The organism is Lysobacter sp. SCRH-1R (assembly GCF_057747855.1).
This window is the reverse complement of record NZ_CM173227.1, coordinates 3,160,717-3,176,190: the sequence shown is the minus strand read 5'-3', so window position 1 is coordinate 3,176,190 and position 15,474 is coordinate 3,160,717. Positions and strand designations below refer to the sequence as shown.

General features: G+C 69.5%; 16 protein-coding genes. 6 read left to right on the top strand and 10 right to left on the bottom strand.

The annotated features are described in order from the left end of the window. Window positions 1-300: 300 nt before the first annotated feature. Complete coding sequence (locus AC3ANK_RS14610) at window positions 301-1,779, top strand: SulP family inorganic anion transporter (RefSeq protein ID WP_242525138.1); 1,479 nt, start codon at window positions 301-303, stop codon at window positions 1,777-1,779. Window positions 1,780-1,800: 21 nt separating this feature from the next. Here the strand turns inward: AC3ANK_RS14610 and AC3ANK_RS14605 are convergent, their stop codons facing one another. Beyond that, window positions 1,801-2,262 carry a carboxymuconolactone decarboxylase family protein gene (locus AC3ANK_RS14605; RefSeq protein WP_206861448.1) on the bottom strand — a complete coding sequence of 154 codons (462 nt, stop codon included), beginning with the start codon at window positions 2,260-2,262 and terminating at the stop codon, window positions 1,801-1,803. A gap of 11 nt (window positions 2,263-2,273) precedes the next feature. Then, the gene (locus tag AC3ANK_RS14600) at window positions 2,274-2,702 is read right to left on the bottom strand and encodes a cupin domain-containing protein (RefSeq protein WP_242525137.1); all 429 of its coding nucleotides are present in this window, start codon (window positions 2,700-2,702) and stop codon (window positions 2,274-2,276) included. A gap of 94 nt (window positions 2,703-2,796) precedes the next feature. Here AC3ANK_RS14600 and pdxR point away from each other — a divergent pair, with 94 nt between their 5' ends. Further along, window positions 2,797-4,215: a MocR-like pyridoxine biosynthesis transcription factor PdxR gene (gene pdxR / locus AC3ANK_RS14595; RefSeq protein ID WP_206861447.1), complete on the top strand. Its 1,419-nt coding sequence runs from the start codon at window positions 2,797-2,799 to the stop codon at window positions 4,213-4,215. A gap of 3 nt (window positions 4,216-4,218) precedes the next feature. Here pdxR and AC3ANK_RS14590 read toward each other — a convergent pair whose 3' ends face one another. From AC3ANK_RS14590 to AC3ANK_RS14570, 5 genes are read right to left on the bottom strand one after another with little or no spacing between them, the layout of a single operon-like run. Continuing rightward, window positions 4,219-4,881, bottom strand: a complete 663-nt coding sequence (locus AC3ANK_RS14590) for an aquaporin (protein WP_242525136.1) — start codon at window positions 4,879-4,881, stop codon at window positions 4,219-4,221. After that, window positions 4,881-5,264, bottom strand: coding sequence for an arsenate reductase ArsC (locus AC3ANK_RS14585; protein WP_206861445.1), 384 nt, complete (start codon window positions 5,262-5,264; stop codon window positions 4,881-4,883). The genes AC3ANK_RS14590 and AC3ANK_RS14585 overlap by 1 nt, the downstream gene beginning before the upstream one ends. Beyond that, a complete protein-coding gene (gene arsN2, locus AC3ANK_RS14580; RefSeq protein WP_206861444.1) occupies window positions 5,261-5,800 on the bottom strand; it encodes an arsenic resistance N-acetyltransferase ArsN2 in 540 nt (179 codons plus the stop codon). The genes AC3ANK_RS14585 and arsN2 overlap by 4 nt, the downstream gene beginning before the upstream one ends. Further along, window positions 5,719-6,207, bottom strand: a complete 489-nt coding sequence (locus tag AC3ANK_RS14575) for an ArsI/CadI family heavy metal resistance metalloenzyme (protein WP_206861443.1) — start codon at window positions 6,205-6,207, stop codon at window positions 5,719-5,721. The genes arsN2 and AC3ANK_RS14575 overlap by 82 nt, the downstream gene beginning before the upstream one ends. Next, window positions 6,204-6,545: an ArsR/SmtB family transcription factor gene (locus tag AC3ANK_RS14570; RefSeq protein WP_206861442.1), complete on the bottom strand. Its 342-nt coding sequence runs from the start codon at window positions 6,543-6,545 to the stop codon at window positions 6,204-6,206. The genes AC3ANK_RS14575 and AC3ANK_RS14570 overlap by 4 nt, the downstream gene beginning before the upstream one ends. A gap of 354 nt (window positions 6,546-6,899) precedes the next feature. On the opposite strand from AC3ANK_RS14570, the gene AC3ANK_RS14565 reads away from it, so the two are divergent. Then, window positions 6,900-9,773, top strand: coding sequence for an ATP-binding protein (locus tag AC3ANK_RS14565; RefSeq protein WP_484171507.1), 2,874 nt, complete (start codon window positions 6,900-6,902; stop codon window positions 9,771-9,773). 3 nt (window positions 9,774-9,776) lie between these two features. Here the strand turns inward: AC3ANK_RS14565 and AC3ANK_RS14560 are convergent, their stop codons facing one another. Together AC3ANK_RS14560 and AC3ANK_RS14555 are read right to left on the bottom strand one after the other, a co-directional pair. After that, window positions 9,777-10,346 (bottom strand): DNA-3-methyladenine glycosylase I, encoded by a 570-nt coding sequence (locus AC3ANK_RS14560; RefSeq protein ID WP_206861440.1) that lies wholly within the window; start codon window positions 10,344-10,346, stop codon window positions 9,777-9,779. A 185-nt stretch (window positions 10,347-10,531) separates the two neighbouring features. Beyond that, window positions 10,532-12,229: a dipeptidyl-peptidase 3 family protein gene (locus AC3ANK_RS14555; RefSeq protein ID WP_206861439.1), complete on the bottom strand. Its 1,698-nt coding sequence runs from the start codon at window positions 12,227-12,229 to the stop codon at window positions 10,532-10,534. Window positions 12,230-12,327: 98 nt separating this feature from the next. Here AC3ANK_RS14555 and AC3ANK_RS14550 point away from each other — a divergent pair, with 98 nt between their 5' ends. Genes AC3ANK_RS14550 through AC3ANK_RS14540 form a run of 3 tightly spaced genes read left to right on the top strand, consistent with a single transcriptional unit; the run spans window position 12,328 to window position 14,347 of the window. Continuing rightward, complete coding sequence (locus tag AC3ANK_RS14550; protein ID WP_206861438.1) at window positions 12,328-12,894, top strand: YqgE/AlgH family protein; 567 nt, start codon at window positions 12,328-12,330, stop codon at window positions 12,892-12,894. Then, complete coding sequence (gene ruvX / locus AC3ANK_RS14545; protein ID WP_206861437.1) at window positions 12,894-13,421, top strand: Holliday junction resolvase RuvX; 528 nt, start codon at window positions 12,894-12,896, stop codon at window positions 13,419-13,421. The genes AC3ANK_RS14550 and ruvX overlap by 1 nt, the downstream gene beginning before the upstream one ends. After that, the gene (locus tag AC3ANK_RS14540) at window positions 13,418-14,347 is read left to right on the top strand and encodes an aspartate carbamoyltransferase catalytic subunit (protein WP_206861436.1); all 930 of its coding nucleotides are present in this window, start codon (window positions 13,418-13,420) and stop codon (window positions 14,345-14,347) included. Before ruvX ends, AC3ANK_RS14540 begins: the two co-directional genes overlap by 4 nt. Before the next feature lie 201 nt (window positions 14,348-14,548). Here AC3ANK_RS14540 and AC3ANK_RS14535 read toward each other — a convergent pair whose 3' ends face one another. After that, window positions 14,549-15,388 (bottom strand): carboxylesterase family protein, encoded by an 840-nt coding sequence (locus AC3ANK_RS14535; RefSeq protein ID WP_206861435.1) that lies wholly within the window; start codon window positions 15,386-15,388, stop codon window positions 14,549-14,551. Window positions 15,389-15,474: the final 86 nt, after the last annotated feature.

Sequence of the window (15,474 nt, the reverse complement as noted above, 5' to 3'; positions counted from 1 at the left end):
GCACGCGTGCATGTGTGGACGCGACCACGCGTTCCGATGTGAAGGAATGTGGCGGCGGTCACTTCGTGCGCGGCGGGGGGCAGCGTGAGCACCCGCGCGGTTCGCGCCATCGCCCGACATTGAGCGCGGCGCCCGGCGGAGTAGAATGGCCGGCCTTTCGCCGATGCCGCTCCGCGTGATGACGCCGCCCTGATCCCCCGCGTACACGATGCATCGCTCCGCCGTCGCCACGGCGGACGAAGGGGCCTGTCCGTCATCCATTCACGTTTCGCGCCGCGAAGGCGCGTCGGAGTTCATCCCATGTCCGTCACCTGGTCGCTGCGCGAGCAGTGGTTCGGCAATGTCCGCGGCGACATCCTGTCCGGCCTGCTCGTCGCGCTCGCGCTCATCCCCGAGGCCATCGCGTTCTCGATCATCGCCGGCGTGGACCCGAAGGTCGGCCTCTACGCGTCGTTCTGCATCGCGGTGATCACCGCCATCGCCGGTGGCCGGCCGGGCATGATCTCCGCCGCGACCGGCGCGATGGCGCTGGTGATGGTCGACCTGGTGAAGGACCACGGCCTGCACTACCTGTTCGCCGCGACGATCGTCGCCGGCGTGCTGCAACTCGTCGCCGCCGCGTTGCGGCTGAACACGCTGATGCGCTTCGTCTCGCGCTCGGTGGTGATCGGCTTCGTCAACGCGCTGGCGATCCTGATCTTCCTCGCGCAGCTGCCCGAACTCATCGGCGTGCGCTGGCCGGTGTACGTGGTGTGCGCGGCGGCGCTGGCGATCATCTACCTGCTGCCGCGGGTGACGCGCGCCGTGCCGTCGCCGCTGGTGGCGATCGTGGTGCTCACCGCCGCATGCATGTGGTTCGGCGTGGACATCCGCACCGTGGGCGACATGGGCGAGCTGCCCGACGCGCTGCCGTCGTTCCTGTTCCCCGACGTGCCGTGGACGCTGGACACGCTGAAGATCCTGCTGCCGGTGTCGGCGACGCTGGCGGTGGTTGGCCTGCTGGAATCGCTGATGACCGCGCAGATCGTCGAGGACGCGACCGACACGCCGACCCACCGCCGCCGCGAATGCGCGGGGCAGGGCGCGGGCAACATCGTCGCGGGCCTGTTCGGCGGGATGGCCGGCTGCGCGATGATCGGTCAGTCGGTGATCAACGTCAGCTCCGGTGGGCGCGGACGGCTGTCGTGCTTCGTCGCCGGCGTCGTGCTGCTGCTGCTCGTGGTGTACGCGTCGGAATGGGTGTCGCGCATCCCGATGGCCGCGCTGGTGGCGGTGATGATCATGGTCAGCATCGGCACGTTCCACTGGAAGAGCTTCGTCGAGCTGAAGACGCATCCGAAGAGCGCGAGCCTGATCATGATCGGCACGGTGATCGTCACCGTGGCGACGCACGACCTGGCCAAGGGCGTCATCACCGGCGTGCTGCTGACCGCGCTGTCGTTCGCGCGCCGTGCCAGTTCGATGCTCCGCCTGGACGATCGCGTCGGCGAGGACGGCGCGCGCGTGTACGAGGTCCACGGCGAGGTGTTCTTCGCCAGCGCGATCCAGTTCGCCAACAGCTTCGATTACCTGCATGCGCCGGAGCGGGTCGTCATCGACCTCACCCACGCGCACTTCTGGGACACCAGCGCCGTGGCGGCGCTGGACCGCGTGGTGCTCAAGCTGCGCAGGCACGGCGCGCAGGTCGAGGTGGTCGGGCTCAACCGCGCCAGCGAATCGCTGGTGGAACGGCTGGGCACCTATCGCGACGCGCGCACCGGCCTGCCAGCGGGGCATTGATCCTGTCGGCCGGCGCGACGATCAGCCGCCCGCGGTGAGCGCCGCGGCCGGCGGTCGGCGGAAGCTGATCGCCAGGCGGTTGTAGGCGTTCATCAGGCCGATCGCCATGGTCAGGTCGGACAGCTGCTTCTCGTCGAACACCTTCGAGGCGGCGGCGAACTCGGCGTCGGGCACGCCGGTCTGCGCGACCAGCGTCACCGTCTCGCTCCATGCGAGCGCCGCGCGTTCGGTCTCGCTGAACAGCTCGCCGGCCTCGCGCCAGGCCTGCACGAGCGCAAGCTTCTCGATCGGCACGCCCCTGCCGTGCAGTTCGCGTGTGTGCATGTCCAGGCAGTAGGCGCAGCCATTGATCTGGCTCACGCGCAGGTAGACCAGGTCGACGAGCGTCGCGTCGAGCCCGCTCTGCATGATGTAGCCGTAGACGCTGCCGAACGCCTTGACGCCGCCGGGCGCCGCCTTCGTGTAGTCCAGTCGCTGGGTCATGGTCGTGTTCCTCATTCGGTGGGCGTGGTGAGATCGGTATCGCCGGTGTCGACGACGAACACGGCGAGCAGCTTCGCCGGTTCGGACTGGCTGGCATTGCGGCTGACAGAATGGCGCGAGCCGGGGTCTTCATGGAACGAATCGCCGGCGCGATAGACGCGTACCGGCCCGTCGTCGATCCGGCTTTCGATCGCGCCGGACACCACGTGCGCATAGATGAAGGCCGAAGCGGCATGGACGTGCGCGGGCGACGCGGCGCCCGGCGGATACGTGACTTCGACGGCGACCAGCGATTTGCCGGGGACGTTGGGGATCGGCCGCGAGAAGTCGACGACGACCGATTCGCGCGATGCGCCCGTGGCGTCGTGCGCGACGGCGCCGCCGGCGAACGCCAGCATCGCGGCGGCGAACAGCATCAGGCGGGAACGGACGGCTTGCATCGGGAAGCTCCGGTGGGGGCGGTGAGCGCATCCTGCGCGCATCCCGGTGCAGTCGAAAGAACCAGGAACGGAAAGTTCGGCTGTACCATGCGGCATGGCGCCGTCGCTCACATTCAGGCTCGACCGCTCCGCCCGCGACACGCTCACCGAGCAGATCCGCAAGGGCATCGTGGCCGCGATCGAGAGCGGCAGCCTCGCGCCCGGCGCGCGGCTGCCGTCGTGGCTCGACCTTGCGGCGCAGCTCGGCGTCGCGCGCGGCACGGTGAAGGCGGCCTACGAGCGGCTTGCCGACGACCAGATCGTCGTGACTTCGCGTGCCGGCGGCACGCGCGTGTCGGATCACGCGGCGAAGGCGCTGTCGACGAAGCCGCCCGCCGAGCCGGATCCGCCGCCCGCGCTGTACCAGGAGTTCTTCTCCGGGCCGGCGATCTTCCAGATGGGCGTTCCGGCTTCCGATCACTTTCCGGTTCCCCTGTTCGCCCGACTTCGCGCCAACGCGGCGCGCGCCGAGGTCGCCGAGCCGGCGGTGTATCCCGATCCGCGCGGCACGTTCGAGCTGCGCCAGTCGATCGCCGCCCACCTGCGCATCGCGCGCGGCCTGGAGTGCCATCCCTCGCAGGTGTTCGTCACCACCGGTTACGCCGGCGCGCTCGCCTTCGCGCTGCGCGTGCTGCGCATGGACGGGCGCACCGCATGGATGGAGGACCCCGGATTCTTCCAGGGCCGCATGGCGCTGGAACTGGCCGGGATGTCGCTGGTGCCGATGCGCGTGGACGAGGACGGGCTCGACGTGGCGCAGGCGATCGCGCGCGCGCCCGATGCGGCGCTCGCGCTGGTCACGCCCGGGCAGCACGCGCCGCTGGGCGGGACGCTCGCGCTCGCGCGTCGCGTGCAGCTGATCGAATGGGCCACGCGCGCGCAGGCGTGGGTGTTCGAGGACGACTATCTCGGCGAACTGCAGCTCAAGCGCCGCGCGGCGCCCGCGCTGGCGTCGCTGGATCGCGCCGGCCGCGTGATCCACATCGGCTCCTTCAGCAAGACGATCAGTCCGGCGTTGCGGCTGGGATTCCTGGTCGTGCCCGCGGCGGTGGCGCCGCGCTTCGCCGAAGCGGCGATGGCGTTCGCGCCCGCGCCCGGGCCGGCGGTGCAGACGGCCGTCGCCGGATTCATGCGCGAAGGGCATTACCTGCGCCATCTGCGCCGCATGAAGCGGCTGTACGCCGCGCGCAGCGACGCCTTGATGGCGGCGTTGCGGGCGCGCGGGCATGCGGTGCAGGCAGGTGGGTTGGCCGTACTGTTGCGATTGCCCGACGGCACCGACGACGCCGCGATCTGCCGGGAAGCGCAGGCGTTCGGCCTCGCGCCCGTGCCGCTGTCGGCGTGGTACGACCCGACGGGCGCGCGCGATTCGGGATTGCTGCTCGGCGTCGCGACGACCGACGAGGCACGGCTCGACGCGGCATGCGACCGGCTGTCGCGCGTGATCGAACGTTTCCGCTGGGCGGACGCGTGATCGTCAGGCGGTCGCGGGAACCCGGAACGCCTTCGCAGCGACGACCGCGCCAATGGTCCCGAACGCCTGCGCCATCACGAATCCCGCGACGTCGACCGGCCGGATCCCGGCGAAGGTCTGCGTCAGCGCGCGCGCGAGGGTCACGGCGGGATTCGCGAACGACGTGCTCGCCGTGAACCAGTACGCGGCGAAGATGTAGCTCGCCACCAGCGCCGGCAGCGCGGCGGGACGATGTCGCGCGCCGAGCAGGACGGTCAGCACCAGCCCGAACGTCGCCACCGCTTCGCTGCCCCATTGCGCTAGGCCCGTGCGCGCGTGCGTGCCGGGCTGCAGCAGCGGCTGCGCGAACATCGCATGCGCCAGCAATACGCCGGCGACGGCGGCGATCGCCTGCACGACGAGGTAGGCGGCCGACTCGCCACGGCCCAGTTCGCCGCGCAGCCGCATCGCCAGGGTGACGGCCGGATTGAAGTGGGCGCCGGAGATCGGCGCGAACAGCACGATCAGCACGTACAGCGCGCCCGCGGTGGCGGCGGCGTTCGCCAGCAGCGCGACCGCGGCGTTCCCGCGCGACAGTGTTTCGCCCATGATCCCGGACCCGACCACGGCGGCCAGCAGCAGCGCGGTGCCGATGAACTCGGCCAGCAGTTTCCGCGACAGTGGCATCACAACGCCGCGATCAGGGCTTTCACGCGTGCGGCGATCTCGTCGCGCACGGCGCGGTAGCCGTCGTCGTCCATGTGTTTCGGATCGGGCAGCGCCCAGTCCTCGCGGCGGCGCGCCGGCACCCAGGGGCAATCGTCGCCGCAGCCCATGGTGACGACGGCGTCGAACTCGCCGTGGATGTCGTCCAGCGATTTGGACTCGTGCACGCTCAGGTCGTAGCCGAGCTCCGACATGAAGCGGATCGCCTTCGGGTTGATGCGGCCCGACGGCTTCGAGCCGGCACTGAGCGCCTCCACCCGATCGCCGCCGTGGATGCGCGCGAAGGCTTCGGCCATCTGGCTGCGGTTCGCGTTTTCGATGCAGACGAACAGGATGCGTTTCATCGGGAGTTTCCGGTGGGGGGAAGCATCTTCGACATGCACGTGGCCGATGCCGGGCACAGCGAACGGAATTCGGCGCTGGCCTGCACGACGGCGGGCGCATCGTCGCGGGCCATGACGGCGTAGCCGCGCGCGGCGAAGAACGGCGCCGCGGTGAGCGTGAGCAGCACGAGCCGTTCCAGACCGCGTTCGCTCGCGTGCGCTTCCAGCGCCTGCACCAGCGCGGCGCCTACGCCTTCGCCACGCGCCTGCGCCCGCACCACCAGCGAGCGCAGCAGGCCGACGCGATCGAACGGTTGCAGGCCGATCGCGCCGATCACGGCCCCGTCGCGTTCGGCGACGATGAAGCGCACGTCGGCTTCGTCGAGATCGTCGACCGGCAGCGCGCCCTCGACGAGGAGGGCGCGGATGGCGTTCTGTTCGGCGACGGTGGCGGGGCGCAGGTTCACGGCGCGCCTCAGCAGCAGCCCGCTGCGGGCGTGCAGCGCGAGGCGGCGCGTTCCGTCGCGATGGGCGCCGGTGTCGCGCGCGGGCTGCATGCGGCGCCGTCGGTGGCGCAGGTCGCCTCGGCGGCATGGTAGGTGACCGCATCGCCGAAGGTGTGGAAGGTTTCCCAGCGCGTGCCCTGCGGGTCTTCCGTCCACATCTTGTCCGAGCGTGCGTAGCAGCAGGTCGCGTCCGGTTCGGGCTCGACCGTGCCGCCGGCGGCGTCCAGGCGCTTTCCGAGCGCGGCGAGCTCGTCGCCGCTATCGACCTGGATGCCCAGGTGATCGATGCCCGGCGTGCGGCCGGTGGTGGAAATGGCGAAGTTGACGCGCGGGTCTTCGAGCATCCACTTGGCGTAATCGCCCTTCACCACGGCGGGCTCGCTGGCGAAGAGCTGCGAATAGAAGCGGATGCTGCGGTCGAGGTCGGACACGTTCAGGTGCACGTGGAAGCGGTTCACGTCGTGGCTCCTTGGGGTTGCGGCGCGCAGCCGCGATCGGGCGCGCAGGCGGACGCGCCGGCGCAGCAGTTTTCGGTGAGGTAGGCGATCAGTGCGTTCATCTGCGGATAGTTCGCGCGCACGCGGATGACGCGGCCCTCGCGCTCGTCGGCGACCAGCGCGGCATTGCGCAGCAGGTTGAGCTGCGCGGTGAGCGTGGCGGCGGGCAGGTCGAGGCGGTCGCGCAGTTCGCCGACGGAGAGGCCATCGGGGCCGGCCTGCACGAGTTCGCGGAAGGCGGCGAGCCGGGCTTCATGGCCGAGGGCCGTGAGGGCTCTGAGGGCGGCTTCGGTGTTCATGATTCGATGATTATGGAAATATCGAAATGAGTCAAGTGGCGGGCGATTCGAAGTGGGGACGGCCCTTCGTCGAGGTGATCGGTGGACACTTCCCCCCTCTTCAATCCTCGCCTGCATTCGCATGGGAGGGAGTTCCCGAGGTGAGGGTCAGGACGTGCGATGCGCTCGCACTCGCCTGCGCTGCATGTCACACGCTCGAACGGCTACCGCTTCGAGCAGTTCCTGCACTCTCGCGTGCAGCTCACGATTGACAGCGCAAGCGCCATCCGCAACACGAAACCGCCGCGCACGTTGACAGCGCCCTTACGTCCATGGGACACGATGGCGTCTGCGTTTCGCAGGAGAACCCGCCGGATGGCCGTCACCACGCACAGCCTGGAGCGATCGGAGGATCCGGCGCGTGCCCAGGATCTGCGCATCCGGCTCGCGCTGGATGCCGCCGGGCTGGGCAGCTTCATCTGGTATCCGCAGGGCGACCACGGCGTGCTCGACGCGCGCCTGCTCGCGCTGCTCGGCCTGCCGCCCGCCACGTCGATGAGCCAGGCCGAGGCGCTGGCGACGCTGATCCATCCGGACGACCGCGACGGCTACCGCATCGCGGTCGAGCGCGCGCTCGATCCCGACGGCGACGGGCTGCTGCGCGAGGACGTGCGCATCCTGCGGCCCGATGGATCGCAGCGCTGGATCAGCGTGAATGGCCGCACCTCGTTCGAAGGCACGCCGCCGCAGCCGCTGCGGATGGACGGCGTGGTCATGGACATCACCGGGCGCAAGCAGGACGAGGCCGTGCTGCGCGACGGCGCGCGCACGCAGCGCTTTCTCGTCGCGCTGGGCGACGCGTTGCGCCCGCTGGAGGACGCCGGCGCGATCATGCGCGTGGCGATGGCGATGCTCGCCGGGCATCTGGACGTCAACCGCTGCTATTACAGCGAGGTCGAACGCAACGGCGCCTGGTGCCGCGTGCGCAACAGCTACAACCGCGGCGTGCACAGCCTCGATGGCCGTTATCGCCTGGACGATTACGGCCCGGAGAAAATGCGCATGCTGCGCGCGGCGCGCGATTTCGTGCTGGCCGACGCGGAAACCGACGCCGACATCGCCCCGGCCGAACGCGAGCGCTATCGCGCGCTGAGCATCCGCTCGCTCATCAACGTGCCGCTGGTGAAGAACCAGCGTTTCATCGCGGTGCTCGGCGTGAACGACGTGCGTCCGCGCGAATGGACCGCGCATGAAATCGAACTGGTGCGCGAGACCGCCGAGCGCACCTGGGCCGCCGTCGAACGCGCGCGCGCCGAGGCGGAGCTGCGCCAGAGCGAGGAGCGTTTCCAGCAGGTCGCGCGCAACCTCGATGCGGCGTTCTATGTCGTGGACCTCGTGCACGATCGCGTCCACTACCTCAACGACGCGCACGAACGCCTGTGGTCGATCGAACCGGTGCGGCATCGCGATGCGTGGTTCCAGCGCATCCACGCCGACGACGCGCATCGCGTGCGCGCGCTGCACGACGCGTTCGCGCGTGGCGACGCGGTTGCGTTCGACGCCGAATACCGCATCGTCCTCGACAGCGGCGCCGTGCGCTGGATCCACGACCGCGCCACCGTCGGCTCGCGCAGCGAGGACGGCAGCGTGCGCACCGTCACCGGGCTGGCGCAGGACATCACCCAGGCAAAGATCGCCGCCGGCCTGCTGCGCCAGTCGGACGAGAAGTACCGCAACCTGTTCGATTCCATCGACCAGGGATTCGCGCTGCTGGAAATGATCTTCGAGGAAGGACGCGCGGTGGATTACCGCCTGTGCGAGGTCAACCCCGCGTTCGAACGGCAGACCGGCCTGGTCGGCGCCGCCGGACGCACAGCGCTGGAGGTCGCGCCGGACCTGGAGCAGGACTGGTTCGACATCTACGGCGAGGTGGCACGAACCGGCGAACCGCTGCGCTTCGAACGCCGCGCCGATGCGCTGGAGCGCGACTTCGACGTGTACGCGTTCCGCGTCGGCCCGGACGATGCTCCGAAGGTGGCGGTGCTGTTCGCCGACATCACCGACCGTCGGCGCATGGAGCACGCGCTGCGCCAGGCCGACCGGCGCAAGGACGAATTCCTGGCGACGCTCGCGCACGAACTGCGCAATCCGCTGGCGCCGCTGCGCACCGGCCTGGAGCTGCTGCACCGGTGGAACGAGCGCGAGGACGCCGTCGCGACCATCGGCATGATGGAGCGGCAGGTGCGGCACCTGGTGCGCATGGTCGACGACCTGCTCGACATCAGCCGCATCAGTCGCGGCAAGGTGGAGCTGCACCGGCGTCGCGTCGATCTCACGCATGAAGTGCGCGTGGCGGTGGAGGCGATGCAGGCGACGTACGCGGCGGCGAACCGCACGCTGGGTGTCGATCTGGCGTCGTCGCCGCTGACGGTGTTCGCCGATACCACGCGCGTGACGCAGGTGCTCGGCAACCTGCTCAGCAATGCGCTCAAGTTCACCCGCGAAGGCGGCCACGTGCGCGTGTGCCTGTCGCGCGAGGGCGACGAGGCGGTGCTGTGCGTGCGCGACGACGGCATCGGCATCGCGGCCGATCATCTGGAACAGATCTTCGGCAGCTTCATGCAGGTGGACACGTCGCTCGAACGCGCGCAGAGCGGGCTCGGCCTCGGACTGGCGGTGGCGAAGGAACTGGTGGCGATGCACGGCGGTCGCATCCAGGCGCGCAGCGACGGACTGGGGCAGGGCAGCGAATTCATGGTGCGCCTGCCACTGGACGATGCGGACCAGGCGTTCGTGCACATCACCGTCGAGGTTCCCGGGCAGCCGCTGGACATCGAGCGCTCCGCCGCCGGCCACGCATGGAAACGCGTGCTGGTGGTCGACGACAACCGCGCCTCGGCCGATACGCTGGCGTTGCTGCTGCGGCTGTCGGGCTTTCAGGTCGCGGTGGCCTATGAGGGACGACAGGCGGTCGCGCGCGCGCAGGCGTGGCATCCCGACGCGGTGGTGATGGACATCGGCATGCCCGACCTCAACGGCTTCGAGGCCTGCCGCGCGATGCGCGCCAATGCCGAGGGCCGCGCGTTCCTCGCGATCGCGCTCACCGGGTGGGGCGGCGCGGACGCGAAGGCGGCGAGCCGCGAGGCGGGCTTCGACCTGCACCTGGTGAAGCCGGCCGAACCCAGCGCGATCACCGAACTGCTGTCGCTGCGCCTGTCGTCGCGTGCGGCGCCGCGTGGCGCGCCGTAAGAATCACAGCTTGCGGCGCCAGGCGGGATCGAGCGGCGGCTTGAGCTTGAGGATCTTCTTTTGCACCGGGCAATCGTCGCGGTGCGCGCCGGGCAGGTAGCCCAGGCTCATCAGGAATTCGTTGGTGATCTCGCCGCCGGTGAAGCGGAAGGTTTTCTTGAACAGCCTGATCCAGCCGGTCTTGTCGCGACGCTTGCCGGCCTCGTCGAGGATGTGCGCGTCGAGCCATTGCGCGAAGCCGCCGTGCGAGGTGCGCAGTCCGCGGATCACGTTCGCGTTGTGGATCGCCGCGTCCACCTTCAGGCGGTTGCGGATGATGCCGGCGTCGTTGAGTAGCCGCTCGCGGTCCCGGTCGCCGTACTTGGCGACCTTGTCGACGTCGAAACCGTGGTACGCGCGATGGAAGCCTTCGCGCTTGCGCAGCATGGTTTCCCAGCTCAGGCCGGCCTGGTTGATCTCCAGGATCAGGCGTTCGAACAGCACGGCTTCCTCGCGTTGCGGGAATCCGTATTCGGTGTCGTGGTAGGGGCCGTGGAGCGGGTGGCCGGGGGCGTGGTCGCAGTAGCCGGACATGGGGTTCCGAATGAAAGGAGAGGTTTTGCAGCCCGGGAAAGCGGAGCGCACCCGGGGAACGATTGGTCCAAAGAATGGCCGCTTCAAGAATGCAGGCTCGTGTAGCCCGGGTAAGGCCGACGGCCGCACCCCGGGCTGATCGCGTTCCCGGGTGCGCTGCGCTTAACCGGGCTACGAAGGCACGATTACTTCTTGCTGGCGAACTCCTGCAATCCCAGCGTCTCCAGTCCCTGCTCGAAGCGGATGTCCACCGGAATCTTCGCGTCCTTCAACCGCCCCAGGTCCGCGGCGAGTTCCGGCTTGATCACGCCCATCGTCTCGGTCATGCGCCTGGCTTCCGCGTAATCGCCATCGCCCTGAACGGTGAGCAGCTTCGCGCCGAGCGCGTTCATCGCCTGGCGCATCTTGTCGAAGTCGACGCGATAACGGCCGTCGGCATCGCGCGTGAACGCCCCGCGCTCGGCGAAGAAGTTGAAGCGCACCATGTTCGCCTTGCCGTGCGCGTCGCTCGCGCCGAAGCGCACCGAACGCAGGATGCCGGCAAGGAACGTCACGTAGCCGTCCATCAGCTTGCTTTCGTCGAGTTCGCCCTGCCGGCTCAGCGCGTCGATCATGTACAGGCCCAGGATGTCGGCCTTGCCTTCCTCGAAGCTGGAGGCGTACTCCTTCAGCGCTTCGTCGACCGTGCCCTTGCCGTCGAGGGTTTTCTTGATGCCCAGGCCGTGCGCGACCTCATGGAACATCACATCCTCGAAGAACGCGTCGAAGGTGACGTGCCTGAGCTGGTCCTTCGCGATCAGCTCGTTCGCGATCGGCACCAGGATCGTGTCGAACTTCGCCTTCATCACGTTCTCCAGCTGCAGGCGACGCGTGCCCTTCTTCAGCTGGACTTCCTCGTCGTTGGGCAGGTTGATCGCGATGGTCTTGGCGCCGACATTCGCGTTGCCGCCGTAATAGACGACCTGGTACGCGTTGAGGTCGGCGTCCGAGCCCGGCATTTCCGCCTTGTACTTCGCGTCCACCGGCAGGCCCTTCTGCAGCGCCGGCAGGAAGCTCGCGAAGCGCGCGAGCTTCTCGCTCCACTCCACGTCCTTCACCAGCACCAGGCCCTCGTACGCGGCCTTGTAGCCGAACAGCTGGTCCTCGTAGGTTTCGATCGGTCCGATGACGACGTCGACCGGATTGGTCTTCATGTCCATCCACGCCATGTCGCTGGGGCGGAAGTCGTCGTCGAGCAGCGCGTCGGCGCGCAGGTTCAGGTAATCGGCGAACGACTTGTCGGCGCTGAGCGTCGCGGCCTCGCGCAGGAGCGCGGCGGCGCGTTCGAGCTCCGGCTTGTAGGCGACGTGGTACGGCACCGTGACCAGCTTGCCGTTCTCGCGGCGGAGCAGGGTGTAGTTGGAGGTCTTGTCGGGCAACTGCGCGGCTTCGAACTCGGCCTTCGTCATGTCGGCCGGATAGAACGGGCCGCCCGGCGGGCGCGGGCCGATGCCGTCGAGGATCGGCGTGTCCTCGTTGAGGCGGTCCCACGGGCCGAAGTTGATTTCGACCAGCTCGCGCGTCGCGGCATCCGGCGCGCGCGCCAGCAGCGCGGCGTGATCGCCGGCCCAGGACTGCTTCCAGTAGATCGCGTTCATCGCTTCGCTGGCTTCGACCAGGCGGGCGATCATGCGCCGGGTGTTCTCGTCGAAGCGGGAGAGATCCGCCTTGAGCGGGACCACCGCGTAGTCGCCGGCGTGCGCCGCCGCGTAGGAGGGCGTGGCCGCGTCCTGCGCGGGCGTGGCGGTCGCGGGCGCGCTTCCCGGCGCGGGCGAGCGCTGGCAGGCGGCGAGGACGAGGACGGCCAGGCAGGCCAGGACGAGCGGGCGCGTTGGGAAAGCCATGGCGGGGATTCGGCGGCGATGCCGCGGCAGGGAAAGTCGCCATCCTACGCCGTGCCGCGATGCGGCACGCGTCACGCCCGGCGGGCTAGAATGCGGCCATGTCCGTTACGCCCACGCCACTGGCCAACCAGCTGCTGATCGCGCTGCCCGCGCTGGCCGATTCGAACTTCGCGCGCAGCGTGGCGCTGATCTGCCAGCACGACGCCGACGGTGCCATGGGCATCGTGGTGAACCGCGCATCCGAATACACGCTGGGCGAAGTGCTCGGCCAGATGGGGTTGGAGAGCGGCGACGAAACGCTGCGCGCCCAGCCGGTGCTCGCCGGCGGCCCGGTGCATCCGGAGCGCGGCTTCGTGCTGCACGACGGCGGCATGCAGTGGGATTCGACGATGGCCATCACCGACCATCTGTTCCTCACCACCTCGCGCGACATCCTCGAAGCGATGGCGCGCGGCGAAGGCCCCGACAACGCGATCGTCGCGCTGGGCTGTGCCGGCTGGGGTTCGGGCCAGCTCGAACACGAGCTGACCGAGAACGACTGGCTCACCGCGCCGGCCGACGCCGAGCTGCTGTTCGAGCTGCCGCTGGACGCGCGCTGGCAGGCCGCCGCCGGTCGCATCGGCGTCGATTTCGCGCATCTGGCCGATTACGCCGGTCACGCCTGATGGCGGCCTCGCCCGACAAACCCCGCATCCGCCGCGACGGCACCGTGCTCGGCTTCGACGTCGGCGCGCGCCGCATCGGCGTGGCGGTCGGCAGCGCGTTTGGGCACGGCGCACGCGCGCTTGCCGTGATCGACGTACACGGGCACGGGCCCGACTGGGCGTCGATCGACCGGCTGCGCGGCGAGTGGCGGCCCGACGGACTGATCGTCGGCGACCCGATGTCGCTGGACGGCGGCGACCAGCCGATCCGCCAGCGCGCCCATGCCTTCGCGCGCGAACTGGCGCACCGCTACAACCTGCCGGTGGTGCTGGTGGACGAGCGCATGAGTTCGATCGAGGCCGCGCAGCGTTTCGCGTCCGATCGCGCCGAAGGCCGCAAGCGCCGCCGCGACGCGGAAGCGCTCGATGCGGTCGCCGCCGCGGTGATCATCGAACGCTGGCTCGCCGCGCCCGACGACGCGCTGGACCTTTCCGACCTTTCCGATCCCGCAAGGCCGACACGGCCGAGCCCGCCGCCGACCGCATGAACGCATCGACTATGCACCTTCCGCGCCACCTGCTCACGCTCGATGGCCTGCCTTTCGACGCGCTCGATGCGCTGCTCACGCGCGCGCAGGCGTTCGCCGACGGGCACTACGACCGCCGCGCGCTGGATGGCGTCGCGGTGTGCACGTTGTTCTTCGAACCGTCCACGCGCACGCGCATGAGCTTCACGCTGGCCGCGCAGCGGCTGGGCGCGGACGTGCTGAACTTCGACGCGTCCACCTCGTCCACGCGCAAGGGCGAAACCGCGCTGGACACGTTGAAGAACCTCGAAGCGATGGGCGTGCGCGGCTTCGTCATCCGCCACCACGAAGATGGCGCCGTGGCCGCGCTCTCGCAGCACGTCGAACACGGCACGGCACTGGTCAATGCCGGCGACGGCCGCAGCGCGCATCCGACGCAGGGCCTGCTGGACATGCTCACGCTGCGCCAGGCGAAGGGCTCGGATTTCTCGAAGCTGAAGGTCGCGATCGTCGGCGACGTGAAGCATTCGCGTGTCGCGCGTTCGGACCTGCAGGCGCTTCGCACGCTCGGCACCGGCGAGATCCGCGTATGTGGCCCGGCCTCGCTGCTGCCGAACGATGGCACGCTCGACGGCTGCGTCGTCTCGCACGATCTCGATGCCGCGCTGGACGGCGTGGACGCGGCGATGATGTTGCGCCTGCAACGCGAGCGCATGGAGGAAGGGCTGATCGATTCGCTCGACGACTACCACCGCGAGTTCGGTCTCACCGCGCAACGCCTGACGCACGCCGCGCCCGATGCGGTGGTGATGCATCCGGGCCCGATCAATCGCGGCGTGGAAATCACCGACGAAGTGGCCGACGGCCCACAGTCGCTAATCCTGCGGCAGGTGAGCAACGGCGTCGCCGTGCGGATGGCGGTGCTGGAGGCGTTGCTGCGCGCCTGATCGTCACCCCTGAAAAAGGATCCAGCCTTTGTAGCCAGGGTAAGCGAAGCGCACCCGGGTTGGGCGTGACGGTCCCCGGGTGCGCTTCGCTTACCCGGGCTACAAGAGCCCATTGCTAGCACCAGCGGCGACACTCCGCCGACCCTCACCCCAACCGCTCTCCCGCAGGGAGAGGGGTGAAGCGCCGACATCGCGCTGGGCTCAGAACAACCCGCCCTTGCGCTCCTGTGAGAACGCCCAGGTCCATAGCTCCGGCGTCGCATACGCCGCATCCCACGCGTTGTGGCCGAGGTCGGCGAATTCCGTGTAACGCACGTTGCCGCCCACGCCGCGCAGCGCTTCGACCATGTGGCGCGACTGGTCGGGCGTGACCACGTCGTCCTTGCCGCCATGGAACGCCCACACTGGCAGCTTCTGCAGCTTCTGCGCGGCGGCGAGGAACGGGTCGGGCGCGAGCGCGACGCTTTCGACCTGCAGGTGTTCCTTCAACGCCGGCGGCTGCGTGATGCCGCCGCACACCGGCACCAGCGCGGCGAAGCGGCGCGGCTCCATGATCGCCAGCTCGAACACGCCATAGCCGCCGCGCGACATGCCGGTGAGCACGATGCGGTCCTCGTCGCCATCGAACTCGTCGATCGATGCATCCAATGCGGCCAGCGCCACGCGCGCCTGCGTACCGGTCCACGACGTGCCTTCGGGCGACTGCGGGAAGACGACGATCGCCGGAAAACGCGTCGCGTGTTCGCGCACGAACGGTCCGAGCCCCACTTCGACCTGCTTGCGGTTGTCCGTGCCGCGCTCGCCCGAGCCATGCAGGAACAGCACCGTGGCAGGATTCTTTCCTCCCGCCTGCCGCGAGGGCACGAACACCTGGTACCGGCGCGGGGAACCGTCCACCACCACGCTGCGTTCGACGAACTGCCCGGGCACGGCCTCGCGCGGCGTGGTCGCGCAGGCGCCCACCGCAAGCGCCGCGACGATGGCGGCAAGACGGATCAACGGCGCGATGGCGAAGGTCGCGAGGCGGAAAGGCGAGGGCATGGCGGGACTCCTGGCGTCGGCCCGCATCATTGGCGCAGCCGCGGCGCGCCGCAATGGCGTGCGTCGCAGATCGCGGCGATGGGTGC

What these genes read in the sequence shown, in the direction of transcription:
- AC3ANK_RS14610 (WP_242525138.1), top strand. Translation starts at nt 301, where the DNA reads ATGTCCGTCACCTGGTCGCTGCGCGAGCAGTGGTTCGGCAATGTCCGC.
- AC3ANK_RS14605 (WP_206861448.1), bottom strand. Translation starts at nt 2,262, where the DNA reads ATGACCCAGCGACTGGACTACACGAAGGCGGCGCCCGGCGGCGTCAAG.
- AC3ANK_RS14600 (WP_242525137.1), bottom strand. Translation starts at nt 2,702, where the DNA reads ATGCAAGCCGTCCGTTCCCGCCTGATGCTGTTCGCCGCCGCGATGCTG.
- pdxR (WP_206861447.1), top strand. Translation starts at nt 2,797, where the DNA reads ATGGCGCCGTCGCTCACATTCAGGCTCGACCGCTCCGCCCGCGACACG.
- AC3ANK_RS14590 (WP_242525136.1), bottom strand. Translation starts at nt 4,881, where the DNA reads ATGCCACTGTCGCGGAAACTGCTGGCCGAGTTCATCGGCACCGCGCTG.
- AC3ANK_RS14585 (WP_206861445.1), bottom strand. Translation starts at nt 5,264, where the DNA reads ATGAAACGCATCCTGTTCGTCTGCATCGAAAACGCGAACCGCAGCCAG.
- arsN2 (WP_206861444.1), bottom strand. Translation starts at nt 5,800, where the DNA reads ATGCAGCCCGCGCGCGACACCGGCGCCCATCGCGACGGAACGCGCCGC.
- AC3ANK_RS14570 (WP_206861442.1), bottom strand. Translation starts at nt 6,545, where the DNA reads ATGAACACCGAAGCCGCCCTCAGAGCCCTCACGGCCCTCGGCCATGAA.
- AC3ANK_RS14565 (WP_484171507.1), top strand. Translation starts at nt 6,900, where the DNA reads ATGGCCGTCACCACGCACAGCCTGGAGCGATCGGAGGATCCGGCGCGT.
- AC3ANK_RS14560 (WP_206861440.1), bottom strand. Translation starts at nt 10,346, where the DNA reads ATGTCCGGCTACTGCGACCACGCCCCCGGCCACCCGCTCCACGGCCCC.
- AC3ANK_RS14555 (WP_206861439.1), bottom strand. Translation starts at nt 12,229, where the DNA reads ATGGCTTTCCCAACGCGCCCGCTCGTCCTGGCCTGCCTGGCCGTCCTC.
- AC3ANK_RS14550 (WP_206861438.1), top strand. Translation starts at nt 12,328, where the DNA reads ATGTCCGTTACGCCCACGCCACTGGCCAACCAGCTGCTGATCGCGCTG.
- ruvX (WP_206861437.1), top strand. Translation starts at nt 12,894, where the DNA reads ATGGCGGCCTCGCCCGACAAACCCCGCATCCGCCGCGACGGCACCGTG.
- AC3ANK_RS14540 (WP_206861436.1), top strand. Translation starts at nt 13,418, where the DNA reads ATGAACGCATCGACTATGCACCTTCCGCGCCACCTGCTCACGCTCGAT.
- AC3ANK_RS14535 (WP_206861435.1), bottom strand. Translation starts at nt 15,388, where the DNA reads ATGCCCTCGCCTTTCCGCCTCGCGACCTTCGCCATCGCGCCGTTGATC.